Below are 17,006 nucleotides of genomic sequence, written 5' to 3' on the forward strand. Positions count from 1 at the left end.
GGCAGTCCCTTGCTTAGAAAGAGCCTTGGACGCCTTCGACCAGGTAGTCCATCTTTTCCAGTTCCAGGTCGGTCTGCTTGAACGACTTGCCGCTGGCGATGACCTCCTTGCCCTTGTTGGTCTTGAGCGGGCCCTTGAAGATGTCGAAGCCGCCCGCGACCATCTTGGCCTTGGTCTCGTCGGCCTGCTTCTTCGCCGCATCGCTCACGGCCGGGCCGTAGGCCGACATCTTCACGAAGCCTTCCTTCAGGCCCCCGCGCAGGAAGTTGGGGTGCGGCTTGCCCGTGCGCGCCGCCTCGATGATGGTGGTGTAGGCCGTGAGCCAGTTCCACTCGGCGCCCGTCAGGTAGGCCTGGGGCGCCAGCTTGGCCTGGCTGGCGTGGTAGCCGCAGACCATCTTGCCGCGCTTGGCGGCGGTCTCGACGATGACCTTGGGCCCGTCTACGTGCATGGTGAACACGTCGCAGCCCTGGTCGGCCAGGCTGTTGGTGGCCTCGGCCTCCTTGACGGCCATGGACCATTCGCCCGTGAAGATCACGCTGCAGGTGATGCCCGGCTTGACCGAGCGCGCGCCCAGCGTGAAGGCGTTGATGTTGCGCAGCACCTGCGGAATGGGCTTGGCCGCGATGAAGGCGATCCTGCCGCTCTTGCTCATGTGGCCGGCAATGACGCCATTGAGGAACTGGCACTCGTCGATGTAGCCGAAGAAGCTGCCCGCGTTCTTGGGGTGCTTGCCCTCGGTCCACATGCCGCCGCAGTGCGAAAAGCGCACGTCGGGGTACTTGGCGGCCAAGGCCAGCAGGTGTGGGTCGAAGTAGCCGAACGAGGTCGGGAACAGCAGCTTGGCACCGTCCTGCGCGATCATGCCGGTCATGGTCTTCTGCACGGCGGCGGTCTCGGGCACGTTCTCCTCTTCGACCACCTTCACGCCGGGCATCTTCTTGAGCTCGGCCGCGGCCTGGGCATGGGCCTGGTTGTAGCCGTAGTCGTCGCGTGGGCCCACGTAGATCACGCCCACGGTGAGCGGAGCCTGCGCGTTGGCCTGCTGGGCCCAGCCGCCCAGAGTGCCTGCAACGCCCAGCGCCGCGAGGGATTGGAGGGCGCCGCGGCGGTTCGGGTGGGCAAGGCGGGACATGGGTTTCTCGGGTTTCATGGCGGTCCTTTCGGCGAGGTGGGTTGCAGGGGGAAAGAGGAGCGGGGTCAGTCCAGCAGGCTCACGTGGGCGGCCACCACGCGCCAGCCGGCTGGCGTGCGCAGCCAGGTCTGGCTCTGGCGGCCGGTGCGGGCGCTGCCCTCGCGCTGGAACTCCACGTTGGCCGTGGCGAAGTCACTGCCATACGTGGTGATCTCGGTGCGCAGCAGGCGCCGCTGCAGGCCCTGGGGCGGGCGTGCGGCGCGAAACGCCTGGATCTGCGCGTAGCCGTACAGGTTTTCGGTGGCGCCATAGCGCAGGGTGTGGGGGCTGTCCCAGAACAGCTCGTCGAGCACGTCGACCTGGTTGTTCACCAGCGCATCTTCGTAGCGGGCGAACACGGCCTGCACTTCGGCAAGCACGTCGGGCTGGTTGATGGGGTAGGGCATGGTGCGGGCTTTCAGAGGGATGCGACCGGTGCCTGGCAGATGCCTGCAGCCTCCAGCACGGCGGCGGCGCGCAGCGCCAGGTCTTCGCGCCAGGGCGCGGCGATGAGCTGCACGCCGATGGGCAAGGTCGGGTGGGCGCCCCACACGGGCACGGAGCACACGGGCAGGCCGATGCACGAGATCGGCTGGGTCAGCAGGCCCATGTTGGGGCGCAGCGGCAGGCGGCGCCCGTTGAGGTCGAAGCACTCGGTGCCGATGGGCGTGGCCGCGCAGGGCGTGGCAGGGGCCAGCAGCAGGTCGTAGCGCGAGAGCACCTGGGCGGCGGCATGGGCGTAGCGGCTGCGCACGCGCTGGGCCCGTGCCACCCAGGCCGCCGGGATCAGTGCACCGGCCAGGAAGCGGTCGCGCGACAGCGGTTCGAAGTCGGCCGCCCGCGTGCGCAGGTTATCCAGATGCAGGGCCCCGGCCTCGGCATTGGTGATGAGGAAGGCCGCGGCACGGCCGGCCTCCACCAGCGGCAGTTCCACCGGCTCGGCCTCGGCGCCCAGCGCCTGTGCCACCCGCGCCACGGCGGCGCGCGCCTCGGGCAGGGCATTGTCGGCAAAGTAACCCCCGAGCACGCCGATGCGCAGGCCGGCCGTGCCCTGGCCCAGGGTGGCGGCTACCGGCTCCACGGGCCGCTGCGCGCAGCCGGCATCGGTGTGCGCACCGGGTGCCTCCGGCCCCTGCAGGGCGTCGTAGGCCAGCGCCAGGTCGCGCACGCTGCGCGCCATGGGGCCCAGGTGGTCCAGGCTGGAGATGAAGGGAAAGCTGCCCGTGCGCGGCAGGCGCCCGAAGCTGGGCTTGAGGCCGAACACCCCGCACAGCGAGGCCGGCACGCGGATGGAGCCATTGGTGTCCGAGCCCAGGGTGATCGGCACCTGGCCCGCGGCCACGGCGGCGCCCGAACCGCCCGAGGAGCCGCCTGCGATGCGTGCCAGGTCGTGCGGGTTGTGGCAGGCGCCCTCGTGGCTGTTCTCGGTGGTGAAGCCGTAGGCGTACTCGTCCATGTTGAGCGCACCGACCAGGATGGCGCCCGCAGCCTCCAGCCGCTGCACCAGCAGGCCATCGGCCGTGGCGGGTGCGGAGCTGCGCTCGATCTTCGAGCCCGCCAGGGTGGCGATGCCTTCCACATCGAACAGGTTCTTCACCGCAAAGGGCACGCCCAGCAGGGGCAGGGCGGCCTGCGTGCCATCGGCCAGGCCGGCGTCGATGCGCGCGGCGCGTGCCAGGGCGCGGGTGCCCAGCACCTCGGTGAAGGCGTTCACGCGGGCGTCGGTCTGCGCGATGCGCGCCAGGCAGGCCGCCACCAGCGCCGTGGCCGTCACGTCGCGCGCTGCCACGGCCTGGGCCATGCCGGCGGCGTCCTGCTGCCACCAGGGGGCTGTCATGTGCGGCCCTCCAGCGGTGCCACGGGCACGAAGGCCATGGCGGGTTCGTCCGTGGCGTCCAGAGGCACGGCGTTGACCGTATCGGCAAAGCCGCTGGCCAGCGCCAGGTAGCCGAGCACGGCCGTGCGGTGTTCGGGCGCGATGGGCAGGCCGATGGCTGCCGAGGCCGCGTCCAGGTAGCGTTCGAGCTCGGCGGCGTTCATCGGCGCACCTCGCGCTGGAAGATCTCCAGGCTGAGCTTCTTCATCGCCACGAAGCTCGGCTCGCTCAGCGTGGCCAGGGTGCGCGGGCGCGCGTCCTCGTAGCGCAGGATCTCGGCCACCTTGGTCGGGCGCTTGGTCAAGAGCAGCACCTCGTCGGCCAGGTAGACGGCTTCTTCGAGGTCGTGCGAGACCAGCAGCATGGTGGTGCCGGTCTGCATGAACACCTCCTGCAGCTTCTCGCGGATGAACAGCGTCATCTCGAAGTCCAGCGCCGAGAAGGGTTCGTCGAGGAACAGCACCTCGGGGTTGGGCGCCAGCGCCCGCATGATGGACGCCGTCTGCTGCTGCCCGCCCGAGAGCTCGTAGGGGTAGCGGTTGAGGTCAAACTTCACGTCGAACGAGGCCACCAGCTCGGCCATGCGGCGGTCCACCTCGGCCTTGCTCTTGCCTTCGAGCTGGAGCGGGTAGGCAATGTTGTCGATGGTGCGCATCCACGGGAACATCGCCTCGCGGTAGTTCTGGAAGACGTAGCCGATCTTGGTGTCCTTGAGGCTTTTGCCGTCGAACAGGATCTCGCCGCGGTCGATGGGCACCAGGCCTGCGATCATGTTGATCAACGTGCTCTTGCCGCAGCCGTTGGGCCCGAAGACGGAGACGATCTTGTGCTTGGGGATGTCGAGGTCGAAGTCCTCGTACAGCGGCCAGCCCGCGAAGTACTTGGTCAGCCCGCGGATGGTGATGTGCGTGCCGGCCGGGCCGGGGGTGAAGGCGCGGCGGGGCACGTCGGCGTACACGGCGCCGTTGACGACGGCGTTCATCGGCCGCTCCAGTGCACGATCTTGCGCTCGGCGACGAGGAACAGAATGTTCAGGGCATAGCCCAGCGCGCCGGCAGCCAGGATGGCGGCGTACATGCTCTTGACGTTGAGCACCTGCTGCGCATCGATGATGCGGTGGCCCAGGCCGTTGTCCGAGCCAATGAACATCTCGGCCACGATGACGATGACCAGTGCCATCGACACCGCCGAGCGCAGGCCGACGAAGGTAGGCTGCAGGCTTTCCCAGACCAGCACGTCCTTGAAGATCTGCCAGCGCGAGGCGCCCATGACGCGCGCCGCCATCACGCGCTGCTTGCGGGCGTTGATGACACCGTAGGCGCTGTTGAAGATCACGATCAAAAAGGCGCCGAATGCGGCGATGGCGACCTTGTTCACGTCCGAAACGCCGAAGATCAACAGGAACAGCGGGATCAGGGCCGATGAGGGCGTGGAGCGGAAGAAGTCGATCAGGAACTCCACGCTGCGGTAAGCACGCTCGTTGCTGCCCAGCAGCACGCCCAGGGGCACACCGACCACGGCGGCGATCAAAAAGGCCTGCACCGTGCGCCAAACGGTCACGGCAAAGTCCAGCAGCAGCGGCCCGCCGGCCAGGCCGGTGACCAGGGTGAGCACGGTGGTTCCTGGCGGGGGCAGCAATATGGGCTTGATGAAGCCCAGGCGCACCACCAGGTCCCAGACGATGAACAGGGCCAGCGGCCCGGCAAAGGGCAGGAACTTGTCCCAGGCGGGTTTCCTGGGCGCGGCGGAAGCCGCCTTGCCCGCGGGTGGCGACCAGGCGCCGGCGGTGGTGGACGTGTTGTCGGCCATGGCGCGTCCTGCCCTCAGGCCTTGTAGATCAGGCTGTCGACCACGACCTTCTTCTCGAAGATGCCTTTTTCGGTGAACAGGTCGTAGAACTTCTGGAAGTGCGCCAGGTCGCTGGGCTTGAACTCGTTGTAGAGCATGTACGAGGCCAGCGGCACCTCGGCCGTGAGCGGGCCCTCGATGGCGGTGTAGCCCTTCATGAACTGGCGTGCCTCCTCGGGCTTGCTGCGCACCAGCTCGATGCCACGGGCATAGGCGGCGATGAACTTCTTGGCGGCCTCGGGGTTCTTCTTGATGAATTCGCTGGTCAGGCTGGCTGCGCCACCGTGCCAGGGGGCCATGGCGTCGCCCAGGATGTACCTGGCCACCACGCCCGACTCGATCACCCGCGTGGTGCCGTTCATGCGCCCGATGGTGCCCGTGGGTTCGAGCGTGTAACAGGCATCGACCTGGCCGGCCACGATGGCGGCGATGTGCTGGCCGATGGGCAGCTCGGTCACCGTGACGCCGCTGGCGCCGGCGCGCTCCAGCATGGTCTTGCACAGGGTCATGTTCTGGATGCCGGGGCCCGACGCGACCTTCTTGCCCTTGAGGTCGGCCATGGTCTTGATGGCACTGTCCTTGCCGGTGATGAACTGGTCGAGCACGAACTTGGCGTTGCTCGGGTTGGTGGCGAAGATCTTGAACAGGCCGGGCTGGGCGATCTCGCCGATGGCCAGGTTGGCCGAACCCGTGCCGTTGGAGCTGCCGTCGGACCGGCCCGAGAGCATGGCCTCCATCACCTGCTGGGCGCCCGCGAACTTGAGAGGCTCCACGTCCAGCCCGGCCTCCTTGAAATAGCCTTTTTCCACCGCCGCGAAGAAAGGCAGGCCGGCCGCCACGGGCCAGAAACCGATGCGGATCTTGGGGCCGGCCTGGGCGCGCACCAGTGCGGGCGCGGCCAGTGCGCCCAGGGTGGCGGCCGAGGCCTGCAGGATGCGGCGGCGCGAGCTGCCGTTGGAAAGGGGGGAACTGTGGGATGTCATGGAAGGCTCCTGCAGCAGGGTTGGAAGGTGGAGAGGGAATGGGGGGCGTCAGCCGTCGGCCTTGAGCGACGCGATGTACGCCCGCCAGCCGCCGAAGTGGCTGATGTCGCGTGCACCGGCCAGGGCCAGCGGCTCGCAGATGAAGCCCTGCACGCTGCTGCCATCGGCCAGGGACAGGGTGCCTATGCCCAGTGGCTGCGGGATCAGCGCGACGAAGCTGCCGTAGTGCGCGGCGGGCATGCGCCAGACCTCGACCGCGATGCGCGTGCCCTGGCCGGGCGTCACGCGCAGCAGGCCGGGCTTGGGCGGCACGGTGCCGGGCAGGGCGTAGAGCTGGTAGTCGGGTGCGGTCTCGGTGGCGCGCTCCAGCGTGGCGCCGCGCTCGGTGAGCTGGCCGTTGAGCGGCATGCCGCTCAGGTGCGCGCCCACCACGGCGACCCGCACCGTGGCAGGCGCCTGCAGCCCGGCAATGGGCTGGGGCGCGGGCAGGGGCGTGCTGCCGGCGGCCTGGGGCAGGCCCGTGGCATGGTGGTAGCGCTGGCCCAGCTCGGCCAGTTGCAGGTCGCTGCCGCAGGGGCCGATCAGGGTGATGCCAAAGGGCAGGCCGTCGGCGCGCAGGCTGCTGGGCACCGAGATGGCGGCATAGTCCAGCAGGTTGACGAAGTTGGTGTAGGCCCCGAGGTTGCGGTTGAGCACCACCGGGTCGGCCTGCATCGCGGCAATGGTGTAGTGCGTGGGCGCCGTGGGCACCAGCAGCACATCGATGGCCTCGGCCCCTTGCCACATGGGTGCGACCTGCTGGCCCAGCGCGCGCAGGCGGGTCTGGGCATCGCACAGGTCGGCCGCGCTGTAGCCGCGCCCGCTGGCCAGGATGCTGCGCACCGGCTCCACCACCTCGTCGGCATGCGCATCGAAGAAGCTGCGCACGGCGGCGTAGCGCTCGGCCACCAGGGCGCTTTCGTAGAGCAGGGCGGCGGCCTGGGCCAGCGGTGCGTAGTGGATGGAGACCGGCGTGCCGCCCAGGGCCTTCAGCCGGGCAACGGCTTCGGCGAAGGCCGCCTCGGCCGCGGCATCGCCGAAGAACTCCAGCACGTCGGGCACGCCGAAGCGAAAGCCCGCGGGCAGCGGCTGGCGGGCCAGCGTGAGCTGGCGGCCATAGGGGTCCTGTGCGTCGTAGCCCTGGGCCACCTGCAGCACGCGGGCCGCCAGGTCCACCGTGCGCGCGAAGATCGAGACGCAGTCGGCGCTCTGCGCCGCGGGCACCACGCCGCGTGCGCTGACCAGGCCCTTGGTCGGCTTGATGCCGACGATGTTGTTCAGCCCGGCCGGCACGCGACCCGAACCTGCGGTGTCGGTGCCCAGCGCGAAGTCGACCTGCTCCGTGGCCACCACATAGGCCGAACCCGAGCTGGAGCCGCCCGACACATAGGCCGGGTCCAGCGCATTGGGCACGGCACCGTGCGGCGAGCGCGTGCCGTTGAGCCCGCAGGCGAACTGGTCCAGGTTGGTCTTGCCCACCAGCGTGGCGCCCGCATCGAGCAGGCGCTGCACCACCGCCGCATGGGCCGTGGCGGTGTAGGCGAAGGCGGGGCATGCGGCCGACGTGGGGTGGCCCGCCACGTCGATGTTGTCCTTGACCGCAAAAGTGAGGCCGCTGAGCGGCCCGCCCGGCGTGCCGGCGATGGGCGGCCTGCAGCGCAGGATCCAGGCCTGCGGCGCCAGCACGGGCAGGCCTTCCGCTGCGGCAGGAAGTTCGGCGACCAGGGGGCTTATTGTTTGCACCATTTTGAAGAATTCAATCTTGGATACAAGATGAGATGCAAGCGCTGTGCCAGGACGGCGGGTAGCGCCAAGTGCGCGGTGGTTTGCACATCCGGGCAGGGGGAAGAGGGCGCCTGTCTTCCTGTGTGCGGGGTTGCTGGCCGTGGTCATGGGCGCACTGGCCGGGCTGGCGGGGTGTGGCGCCAGCGAAGGGCCATCGAGACGGGTCCTGCTGCCGTCTGGTGCACGGATTGGGTCTCGGGTGGTGCGGGACGCGCTAAAGTGGTGAGCCCTGCTGGTGTCCCTGGAGCGCATGGAGGACGCCGGCGTGAAACCCTTTCCCTGCCCGTGTCCGCATGATCTCCTTCCACAACCCCCTGCACCACCGGCATGCGCCGGTCCACGAGTTCTACCGCGGCGAGCGCGTCCCCTGCTTCGAGAAGCCGGTGCGCGCCCAGTATGTCGAGGACGCCTTGCGCGAACGCGGCCACGGCCTCTTGGTGCCCGATGTGGACAGCAGCCCCGTGCTGGCCCAGATCCACGCGCCGCGCTACCTGGCCTTTCTGCAGACGGCCTGGCAGCAATGGCTGGCGCTGGACGCCGCCAACGCCTCGGTGCAGCCCTTTCCCTCGGTCTGGCCGGTGCGCAGCCTGCGCAGCGACGTGGAGCCGGACAACTTCGTCGCCAAGCTGGGCCTGTACTCCATGGACAACGGCACGCCCATGGCCGAAGGCACCTGGGAGGCCGCGAAGGCCGGTGCCGACGCTGCGGCCAGCGCGGCGGCCCGTGTGGCGCAGGGGGCGCGCGCAGCCTTTTGCTGCACGCGCCCGCCGGGCCACCATGCCGGCCCCGATTTCATGGGCGGCTACTGCTTCATCAACAACGCGGCGGTGGCCGCGCAATGGCTGCGCAACCACGGGTCCGCTCGCGTGGCGCTGCTCGACGTGGACTACCACCACGGCAACGGCACGCAGAGCATCTTCTACGACCGCGCCGATGTGCTGTTCATCAGCATGCATGGCGATCCGCGCACCGAATACCCGTTCTACCTGGGCCATGCCGACGAAACCGGCGAAGGCGCCGGGGCAGGCTTCAACCTCAACCTGCCGCTGCCCGCGGGCACCAGTGCCGACGAATGGTTCGCCGCACTGGAGCAGGCCTGCGTGCGGATTGCGCAGTACCAGGCAGATACGCTGGTGGTCTCGCTCGGGCTCGATGCCTTCGAGGACGACCCGATCTCCAAGTTTGCCCTCAAGACCTCGGACTTCACGCGCCTGGGCGAACGCCTGGCAGCGCTGGGCCTGCCCACGGTGTTCGTGCTCGAAGGCGGCTATGCGGCGGCCGAACTGGGCCACAACGCCGTGAACGTGCTCGACGGCTTCGACCACGCAGCGGCGCGATGAGCGAAGCCGTCGACTGCGTGGTAGTGGGCGCCGGCGTGGTCGGTCTGGCCGTGGCCCGGGCCCTGGCGCTGCAGGGGCGCGAGGTGGTGATGCTGGAGGCGGCCGATGCCATCGGCACCGGCACCAGTTCGCGCAACAGCGAGGTCATCCACGCCGGTCTGTACTACGCCACGGGGTCCCTCAAGGCCCGGCTGTGCGTGCAGGGGCGCGAGATGCTGTATGCCTACTGCGCAGAGCGCGGCGTGCCGCACCAGCGCTGTGGCAAGCTCATCGTGGCTACGTCCCCCGACCAGATCCCTGCGCTGCAGGGCATCGCGGCACGTGCCCTGGCCAATGGCGTCACCGACCTGCAGTGGCTGGACGCCGCGGCCGCGCAGGCGCTGGAGCCCGCGCTGCAGTGCGTGGCGGCCCTGCATTCGCCCAGCACCGGCATTGTCGACAGCCATGCGCTGATGCTGGCGCTGCAAGGCGACCTGGAGCATGCGGGCGGCCTGGTGGCGCTCAACTCGCCGCTGGCCCAGGCACGCTGCACGGCCCAAGGCATCCACCTGCAGGCCGCCGATGGCACCGAACTGCTGGCGCGCACGGTGGTCAATGCGGCGGGCCTGGCCGCGCCCGACCTGGCGCGCCGCTTCGGGGGCCTGGACGCCCGCCACGTGCCCACGCCTTACTACGCCAAGGGCAGCTATTTCACGCTGGCCGGGCGCGCGCCGTTCAGCCGCCTCATCTACCCCGCACCCGAGGCCGCGGGCCTGGGCGTGCACCTGACCCTGGACCTGGGTGGCCAGGCCCGCTTCGGCCCCGACGTGCAATGGGTGGACGACCCTGCCGACCTGCAGGTGGACCCGGCCCGCGGCGATGCCTTCTACGCCGAGGTGCGCAAGTACTGGCCGGGACTGCGCGATAGGGCGCTGGACCCGGGCTATGCCGGCATGCGCCCCAAGATCAGTGCACCGGGCGAGGCGGCGGCCGACTTCGTGGTCCAGGGGCCTGCGGAGCATGGCGTGCCAGGGCTGGTGAACCTGTTCGGCATCGAGTCGCCGGGGCTCACGAGCGCACTGGCGATCGGTGCGCACGTGGCTGCAATGGCTGCCTGATCCGTGTCAACTCCCTGCCAACGGTAAGCCATTGCGTCCAAGTCCTACATGGTTTTTGGCGATGTGTCCGCTAAGATGACAACGAACGCTGCATGAGTGGGAGCCACAGGCAACCCATGGGGTGTGTTCTTTTCAATTTCTAATCAGAAAGGTTTGCTGTATGAGCGTTTCCGAATCCCTCTCCACGACCCAGGCCGATCTGGAAAAACTCGTGTCCGACCTGCGCGGCCTGCTGGCCAGCAAGGACCTCGATTCCGTGCCCGACATCAAGATCCTGCGCCAGAAGCTGGACGATGGCCTGCATTCGGCCCGCGAGGCCGCCGTGCGTGCTGCCCAGGACGCCGCCCGCCAGGCCAAGGATGCTGCCCTGGCCGCCGACCGCTATGCCCATGACGAACCCTGGCGTGTGGCCGGTGCTGCGCTGGCCGTGGGCGCCCTGGTCGGCTTTCTGCTGGCCCGCCGCTGAAGCGGCTGTGCATTGAACCGCTGGCCCCGCCGCTTGCTTTTATCCCGTAGAACCCAAGGACACTGATGAACTGGCTTGCTCTTCTGGGCCTGGATGCGCTGGTGGCGCGCTGGCGCGCAAATGTCATAGAAGGGGCCATTGCCGCCGAAGACCGGATGGACCTGGCCCGCCTGGAATGGCAGGACCAGAAGCAGCGCCTGCAGCAATTGCTGGTGCTGACCATCCTGCTCGGCGGGCTCACGGTGGTGGCACTCATCATGCTGTCCATGGCGGTGCTGGTGCATTTCTGGGATACCGAACACCGGGTGCTCGTGGGCTGGCTGGTGGCGGGGGCCTGGTTGCTGGGCTGGGGCGGCACGCTGCTGGGTCTGGTTTCCGTGGCCAAGCGGGCCAGCAACGGCTTTGCCCTGACCCGCAAGGAACTCGCCCAGGACTGGCGCGATATCAAGGAGCGCCTGTGATGGCTGCCGACAACCAAGCCCTTGTTCCCGAACCCACGGCCGAGCAGCAGCGCGTGCTCGACCGCATTGCCATGCAGCGCGAGCGCATCCGCGCGCGGCGCGTGGCCCGAGCCCAGTCGATGGCGCTGGCCCAGTCTGCACAGCAGGCCTCCTCGGACGAGCCGTTTGCGCTGCGGGCTGCGGCCTTTGCCAAGCAGCACCCGGTCGCGGTCGCAGCCCTGGCGGGTGTGGCCCTGGTCGCAGGGCCGCGCCGCCTGGTCCGCTGGGTGGGGCTGGCGATGCCGCTCATCACCCGGCTTCGGCCCTTCCTGGCGCGCGGGGGCTGACGGCCGCGGGCCGCACGGCCTGCACATGCAGCGCGCCGGTGGTCCGGCTGCCCACTGCCAGCGGGGCCCGCAGTTCCTTGGCCAGGGTGTTGCCAGGTTCGTAGACGTCCATGGCGACCATTGCCTGGCCACCGTCCGCGGGATCCTGGCTGACCGTGATCTTGGAGAACTGCCGCAGGGCGTCCGACGCGAAGCGTGCGGTGGACACCATGGCCACATCCGCATCGCTGCCCGGCGCGCGCACCGGCTGGTCGAAGGTGAAATCCGACTGCTGGGCGTTGGCGAAGGGCAGGCTGGCGTTCCACGCCGAACACACCAGATTGAGCGCCGTCACGGATTTGCCCTGGCTGCTGAGTTCGATCTCGACCAGGGCGCTCAGATGGTAGTCGCCGGCCACGAAGATGAGTCCCTCGATCTCGTTCCGGACAATGAACCGGACCAGCCTGCGCCAACTGGCCGGGTAGCCCAGCCAGTTGTCGGCCGCGACGCAGGTCGTCGGCTCGGCGACGAAGCGGTTTTCCGGCATGGCGAACACGCTGCCGCTGCACAGCAGCTTGGGCCCCTTGGGGTGCGCCTGCAGCCAGCCTTCGATGGCGCACATCTGTTCTTCGCCCATGATGGTCACGTCCCTCCAGTTGCGCAGGGTGCGTGAGGTGCGCTCGGTGCGCGTATCGGCGGCGAAGGCGGGAATACCACCCACCTCGAATGCGTGCCACAGGCCGTGCTCCACCTTCCATCCCTGCGGGCCCATGGACGGCCTGGACAGCCTGGGTCGCTCCGGGCGGTGAAAGCGCGACTGGTAGGCCGTGGCCGCCAGGAAGCCGTGGAAGAAGCGCTGCCCGCGCAAGGAATCTGCGGCGGCATGGTCCGCACCATCGAGGTTGTCGTCGAACTCATGGTCGTCCACCACCAGCCAGACCGGAAGGCGTGAAAACAGCTGCCGCGTGGCGGTGCTGCCCCAGCTCTCGCGGTAGCGCTGGGCACCGCGTTCATCGCGTTCCGTGGTTTCTGCGATGTTGGCCGTGGCATCGGCGTAGATCTGGTCTCCCAGCAGCAGCAAGGCCTGCACCGGCGCGGTGGCATGGGTGACATGCTGCTCCATGTCGCCGGCCAGCGCGTCGATCGCGCGGCGCTCGAAGGCCATGCCGGGCCAGCGGCAGGAACTGGCGAGGAAGCTGGTGCTGGTACGCGCCTGGCCCTCCGTGGTCCAGTGCTGCCACCAGGGCAGTGCCGCCAGATCGAGAACGACGGGCTGCGATGCGTTCGGAGCAGGGATCGGCGCCGCTGCGCCGGGCTGGCGGTCAGGTTGTACCGCCCGGGCCGTGCCGGATTCCTGGGGAAGGCAGCGCAGCGTCAGGCTGATCGGCGGCAGGCCTGCGAACCGCAGGCTGTCGCTTTCCTCGAGCACACAGGTCCAGTAGTAGCCCTGGCCGGTGGCCGGCGCGGCCGGCGCGGTGCTTTCCTCCAGCACGCCGGGAAACGCCGTCACGCGGGCGGCATGGCACACTTCGCCACCGATCCGGACCTCGGGCGGCATCGGCGTGCTGGTGGTGTCGAAGTACTGCTCCACCCAGATCACGAGCCGGCGCTGGCGCGTGGCTCCCTGCCCGTGCCACTCGGCCTGCAGCATGGGGCCGGTCAACGGACGGATGGGCGCGATGAAGTCGCGGTCGGCCAGGTCGGTGTCGCTGGACTGGCCGTCCGGGCACGGCAGGTCGGGATCGATGTGGCAGCCATCGGAGATGTCCTCGAATGCGGCCGGATTCCCGAAAAAGCGGGTGAGGTGGGGATAGATGTCCCGGTGGGCATTCTTTCCGAACAGGAAGTCCATGTGCCCGTAGCCTTCACGGATGAAGGTGCGCACCACGCGCCCGGGACGGTGCGCGAAGACCCGGCGCAGCCGGTTCCAGGTACGCGCCGCTCCGCGCGGATCGAACACCTGGTTGTCCAGGCCGTGCACGAACAGCGTGGGAAAGTGCCAGTTCCGAAGGAAGTTGTCCTCCAGGAGGTAGGTGTTCTCGCCCTCGCGGTTGGTGAGCCGCTCGCGCAGCACGATGAAGTACAGCTGGCGGAACACCTCGACGCCGGCCACGCCCACGAGTTCGCCGAGCCGCTCGTGCGTGCGCGGATCCAGGTTGCCATGCACCCATTCGCGTCCGTAGAAGGCGGTCATCCGGTTGCAGATGGCGCAGCCTGCGCCCGGCGATTCGCGGTGCGCTTCGTGCAGGCTGCGTTCCTCGTCCGACCAGGCCAGGGTCGCGGCGAAGCGGTCCAGCAGTTCGTCGGCAGGGCCGGGGTTGGCCGGGGGCAGGGGGTCGATGCGCTCGTCTCCCGTCAGCAGGTTGCGGTAGAGCGCGGCCAGCGCCCCCGAGAACCGATTGGACACGGACGGCACCACCCAGGGGTGCACGGCATGGATGATGGCCGCGCGCACCTTGGTGGTGTCAAAGCGCGCCTGCAGCGCCGCCATCGCGAAGGCGCCCGCGCCCACGCAGTGCGCAAAGACGTCGATGGCCTGGTTGCCGGCCTGCGCATGGACGCGGTCGATGGCGGCCGGGATGTCGTTGTGCGCAATGTCGTCCATGGTGTGCGCATCGCGCGCGTAGCCCAGGCGGTTGGACATGCGGTTGTCCAGCAGCCAGACGGTGTAGCCCTCGCGCAGGAAGTGGCCGGCCATGTTGGTGTCCACGGTGTCCGTCGCATACACGCCGCTGCCGTGGGCCAGCCCATGGATGAACAGGACATGGCGCGCGCTGCGGGGTGGGCGGTAGACCGTCAGCTGGAGATCGATCTGTTCCTGCGCGCCATGGCGGCGTGCCGCCTTCAGCACCTCGGTCTCTGGCCAGACTTCGATTCCCTGCGCGGTTTTCATGGGCGGATGCGCTGGCAGGGCCGGGCGCTGGTACTTGCCGTAGTCCAGGCCGCGCAGCGACCAGAAGTGCGTCTGCATCACCGCGCGCAGCCACACGGAGGCGAACGATGCCAGCGCGACGATGGAGGCCGGCGTGCTCGATGCCTCGCGGATCTGCAGCCGCAGCCGGCTCACGAGATCCGCGAGATCGACCCGCAGCGCAATCTTCCAGGGCGCGCTGTCCTTGTGCCGCAGTTCGAGGTCGAGCATCGTGAGCGCTTCCCACAGCGTGCGTGTGCCATGCCGGTAGGCCAGCAGCTTGCGGCCCGTGACGGCGATCTCCAGGGCTTCACCTGCGGTGCTGGCATGCGGGGTCAGGGTGAAGCGGTAGTCGAGCGTGCGATAGTGGGTATGCAGCCAGCCCGCGCGGATGAAGGCCATGATCTTCTTGCGCCAGTCGGCGGTGAAGTACTGGCGGATTCCGCCGGGCCTGCGCTTCAGGTAAGTGCCGAACGCCAGCAGCCAACGCCAGACCCTGCACGCGAAGCCGGCCTGGTCGAGTGCGAGCAGGGACACCTGGCCCGGGCCGCGCAGCAAAGGCTCGCCCTTCAAGGCCTCGGAGTGGATCGACGGCCAGCCGGGAAGGGGGTTGGCGTAGATCGCCATCGAGGCATCCCAGCGGGTCGACGGGTTGACCAGCCATTGCTGCAGGTCCACCGCGACCTCGACGGCTGCGATGAACGCGCGCGGCTGCATCGCGGCCCCGGGCGGCAGCGCGGGGTCGTGCCGGGACAGGAGCTGCCGGGCCCAGTCGGGAAAGTGGCCCTGTTCGGTACCGCCCAGCAGGTGCTCGTGGATGCGAAACACCGCCACCCCATCGGAGCCGGCACGCGTGGCCTGCGCCACACGTGGCTGCGGCCTGGGAACGGGCTTCGCCGCCACGGGCGCTGCGCTGCCCAGGTCCGGCAGGGCCAGTTCGCTGGCGATGTCCCTGGCCGCGAGCATGGACAGGGCGGAAATCGTGACGAAGGGATTGACGCCCAGGGCGCGTGGAACGATGGCTCCGTCCAGCACGTGCAGGCCCGCATGCACCTCGCGCCCCGGGCCTTGGAAGACCGCGCCGCGCCAGTCGACCACCCCCTGCGCACCGTCGTCGCCCATGGGGCAGCCGCCCAGCGGGTGCACGGTGACCGATTTTTCGCGCTGGCCGCCCGCGATGATGTCGGAAAAGCCATCGGGTGCCGGGTGCCACAGGGGATTGGGCAGGTAGTCGCCACCATCGAAACCGCCGGCCGCATGCGCCTGGTGGAGTGCGCGGTGCACGGCCTGGTAGTACGCGGCACGCCCTGCGGTCGCGGTCTTGCCGTGGCTCGGCCAGCGCACGTCAAGTTCCAGGGCCTCTGGGTCCACGGGACTGGTGCCGGAGGGCGGGCGCAGCGAGATCCTGCCGTTCGACGCGTCCTGGCCCATGGCCAGTAGCAACTGCGTGTGCCGCGCCGCAACGGGGGGCAGGGCCAGGGGGTCGTCGGTGCCGGGAAACCGTGCATCGGCATCGCCCACATAGCGGTGCAGGGTCGCCAGCGTGTGGCCCAGGGTATTCGTGGCCTGGGCGAGCGCGGAGGGGATGGCGCCGTCCTGGACCAGGATCTCCTGCGGCACACCGTCCACCTCCAGGGGCACGCGCAGCGTGGCGCAGATCGTCGGGCCGACATCACGGCTCGGTGCGGTGCTGCCGGCTTCGGGGGCCGAGACGGCGTTGACGCTCTGGCGCTGGCGCCAGCCCATCGCCACCACGTCGCCGTTGGTGGAAAAGGCGGAGCCGAGCGTTCCGGAGTGCGGCAGCCCGGTGGATCGCAGCAGCAGCTCGGTACTGCCCAGGCTGCCTGCGCTGACGATGACGGTGTGCGCGTCGATGGTGAACTCGGCGGGCGCCGTGTTGCGGCCGCCCGTGGCACACCGGAAATGCACGCGCCAGCGCAGGCCGCGCCCGTTGGCGCTGTGTGCGGATGCCGCGAGGGGCTCTACCCGCAGGGCATGGCCGCCGACGAAAAAGCGCGCGCCACGGCTGTGCGCCGCCGGGATGAGGTTCGTGGCCAGCGATCCCTTGGCACCGATGTTGCAGCCGGTGAAACAGTTGCCGCAGCGCACGCAGGCCTCCATCTCCACCCCGTGGGCGTTGGTCCTCTTCGTGCTCGAGATGGTGAGGTCGACCGGCTGGGCGCCGCCCGCCTGCAGCGCGCCGGCCAGGCGCGACAGCGCCTGGAACTTGGGCAGCTCCGCTGCGCGTTCCAGGGGGGCCGCCTCCAGCGCCGAGACGACTTCGTCCAGGGCCTGCACCAGGGCCCCGTGGCGTGCGCCGCCGGGCCGGTACACACCGGGCCACCGTGCGTGGCCAAAGGCGCTGGCCGCCGGCTTGAAGGCCACGCCGGCGTTGACCAGGGAGCCGCCGCCCAGGCCGCTGCCGGTGAGCACCGCCACGTCGTCGAAGTTCTGCACCTGGAGCAGCGCCTGTGCGTTGCCCAGGGATTTTCCACTGGCACTGCGCTGCATCCGCAGGTGGCCGGGCAGGTGGCCGATATCCTCGGGGAAGTCGCCGAGCGCGTATTCCTTGCCGCGTTCGACGACCCAGGTTTCCACGCCTGGGCCGGCCAGTTCGCGCGCTGCGAAACTCCCCCCATAGCCGGAGCCCACAATGAGTACATCGCAGCTGGGAGCGGGGTGGACCTGCAGCATCGCTTCGATTGGTTCTGACCAGCGAGA

Annotated in this window: 14 protein-coding genes; 5 read left to right on the plus strand and 9 right to left on the minus strand. The window is 69.3% G+C overall.

Annotation, left to right across the window (positions count from 1 at the left end; translation table 11 throughout):
* Positions 1 to 13: 13 nt before the first annotated feature.
* From AC07PA_RS18045 to atzF, 8 genes are all read right to left on the minus strand, one after another.
* Positions 14 to 1,135 carry a BMP family ABC transporter substrate-binding protein gene (locus AC07PA_RS18045; protein WP_494607609.1) on the minus strand — a complete coding sequence of 374 codons (1,122 nt, stop codon included), beginning with the start codon at positions 1,133 to 1,135 and terminating at the stop codon, positions 14 to 16.
* 65 nt (positions 1,136 to 1,200) lie between these two features.
* On the minus strand, positions 1,201 to 1,581 hold the full coding sequence (hpxZ, locus tag AC07PA_RS18050; protein ID WP_494607611.1) for an oxalurate catabolism protein HpxZ: 381 nt from the start codon (positions 1,579 to 1,581) through the stop codon (positions 1,201 to 1,203).
* A gap of 11 nt (positions 1,582 to 1,592) precedes the next feature.
* Positions 1,593 to 3,011 (minus strand): AtzE family amidohydrolase, encoded by a 1,419-nt coding sequence (locus AC07PA_RS18055; protein ID WP_494607613.1) that lies wholly within the window; start codon positions 3,009 to 3,011, stop codon positions 1,593 to 1,595.
* Entirely contained in the window at positions 3,008 to 3,214 is a 207-nt protein-coding gene (locus AC07PA_RS18060) for a DUF4089 domain-containing protein (RefSeq protein WP_494607615.1), read from the minus strand. Before AC07PA_RS18060 ends, AC07PA_RS18055 begins: the two co-directional genes overlap by 4 nt.
* The gene (locus AC07PA_RS18065) at positions 3,211 to 4,032 is read right to left on the minus strand and encodes an ABC transporter ATP-binding protein (protein ID WP_007850500.1); all 822 of its coding nucleotides are present in this window, start codon (positions 4,030 to 4,032) and stop codon (positions 3,211 to 3,213) included. The genes AC07PA_RS18060 and AC07PA_RS18065 overlap by 4 nt, the downstream gene beginning before the upstream one ends.
* Positions 4,029 to 4,859, minus strand: a complete 831-nt coding sequence (locus tag AC07PA_RS18070; protein ID WP_007850497.1) for an ABC transporter permease — start codon at positions 4,857 to 4,859, stop codon at positions 4,029 to 4,031. Before AC07PA_RS18070 ends, AC07PA_RS18065 begins: the two co-directional genes overlap by 4 nt.
* 14 nt (positions 4,860 to 4,873) lie before the next feature.
* A complete protein-coding gene (locus AC07PA_RS18075) occupies positions 4,874 to 5,881 on the minus strand; it encodes an ABC transporter substrate-binding protein (protein WP_494607617.1) in 1,008 nt (335 codons plus the stop codon).
* Positions 5,882 to 5,929: 48 nt separating this feature from the next.
* Positions 5,930 to 7,666, minus strand: a complete 1,737-nt coding sequence (gene atzF, locus AC07PA_RS18080) for an allophanate hydrolase (RefSeq protein WP_494607619.1) — start codon at positions 7,664 to 7,666, stop codon at positions 5,930 to 5,932.
* Positions 7,667 to 7,998: 332 nt separating this feature from the next.
* On the opposite strand from atzF, the gene AC07PA_RS18085 reads away from it, so the two are divergent.
* From AC07PA_RS18085 to AC07PA_RS18105, 5 genes are all read left to right on the plus strand, one after another.
* Positions 7,999 to 9,045 (plus strand): histone deacetylase family protein, encoded by a 1,047-nt coding sequence (locus AC07PA_RS18085; protein WP_494607621.1) that lies wholly within the window; start codon positions 7,999 to 8,001, stop codon positions 9,043 to 9,045.
* A complete protein-coding gene (locus tag AC07PA_RS18090) occupies positions 9,042 to 10,142 on the plus strand; it encodes an NAD(P)/FAD-dependent oxidoreductase (protein ID WP_494607623.1) in 1,101 nt (366 codons plus the stop codon). The genes AC07PA_RS18085 and AC07PA_RS18090 overlap by 4 nt, the downstream gene beginning before the upstream one ends.
* A 160-nt stretch (positions 10,143 to 10,302) precedes the next feature.
* A complete protein-coding gene (locus tag AC07PA_RS18095) occupies positions 10,303 to 10,608 on the plus strand; it encodes a DUF883 family protein (protein ID WP_007850485.1) in 306 nt (101 codons plus the stop codon).
* A gap of 65 nt (positions 10,609 to 10,673) precedes the next feature.
* Complete coding sequence (locus AC07PA_RS18100; RefSeq protein WP_145696571.1) at positions 10,674 to 11,069, plus strand: phage holin family protein; 396 nt, start codon at positions 10,674 to 10,676, stop codon at positions 11,067 to 11,069.
* The gene (locus tag AC07PA_RS18105) at positions 11,069 to 11,395 is read left to right on the plus strand and encodes a hypothetical protein (protein WP_007850480.1); all 327 of its coding nucleotides are present in this window, start codon (positions 11,069 to 11,071) and stop codon (positions 11,393 to 11,395) included. The genes AC07PA_RS18100 and AC07PA_RS18105 overlap by 1 nt, the downstream gene beginning before the upstream one ends.
* On the opposite strand, the gene AC07PA_RS18110 is transcribed toward AC07PA_RS18105, so the two are convergent.
* Positions 11,358 to 16,979 carry an alpha/beta fold hydrolase gene (locus AC07PA_RS18110; RefSeq protein ID WP_494607626.1) on the minus strand — a complete coding sequence of 1,874 codons (5,622 nt, stop codon included), beginning with the start codon at positions 16,977 to 16,979 and terminating at the stop codon, positions 11,358 to 11,360. The two genes, AC07PA_RS18105 and AC07PA_RS18110, sit on opposite strands and share 38 nt — an antisense overlap.
* Positions 16,980 to 17,006: the final 27 nt, after the last annotated feature.

The sequence above is a fragment of the Acidovorax sp. GW821-FHT09B03 genome, from assembly GCF_059418305.1.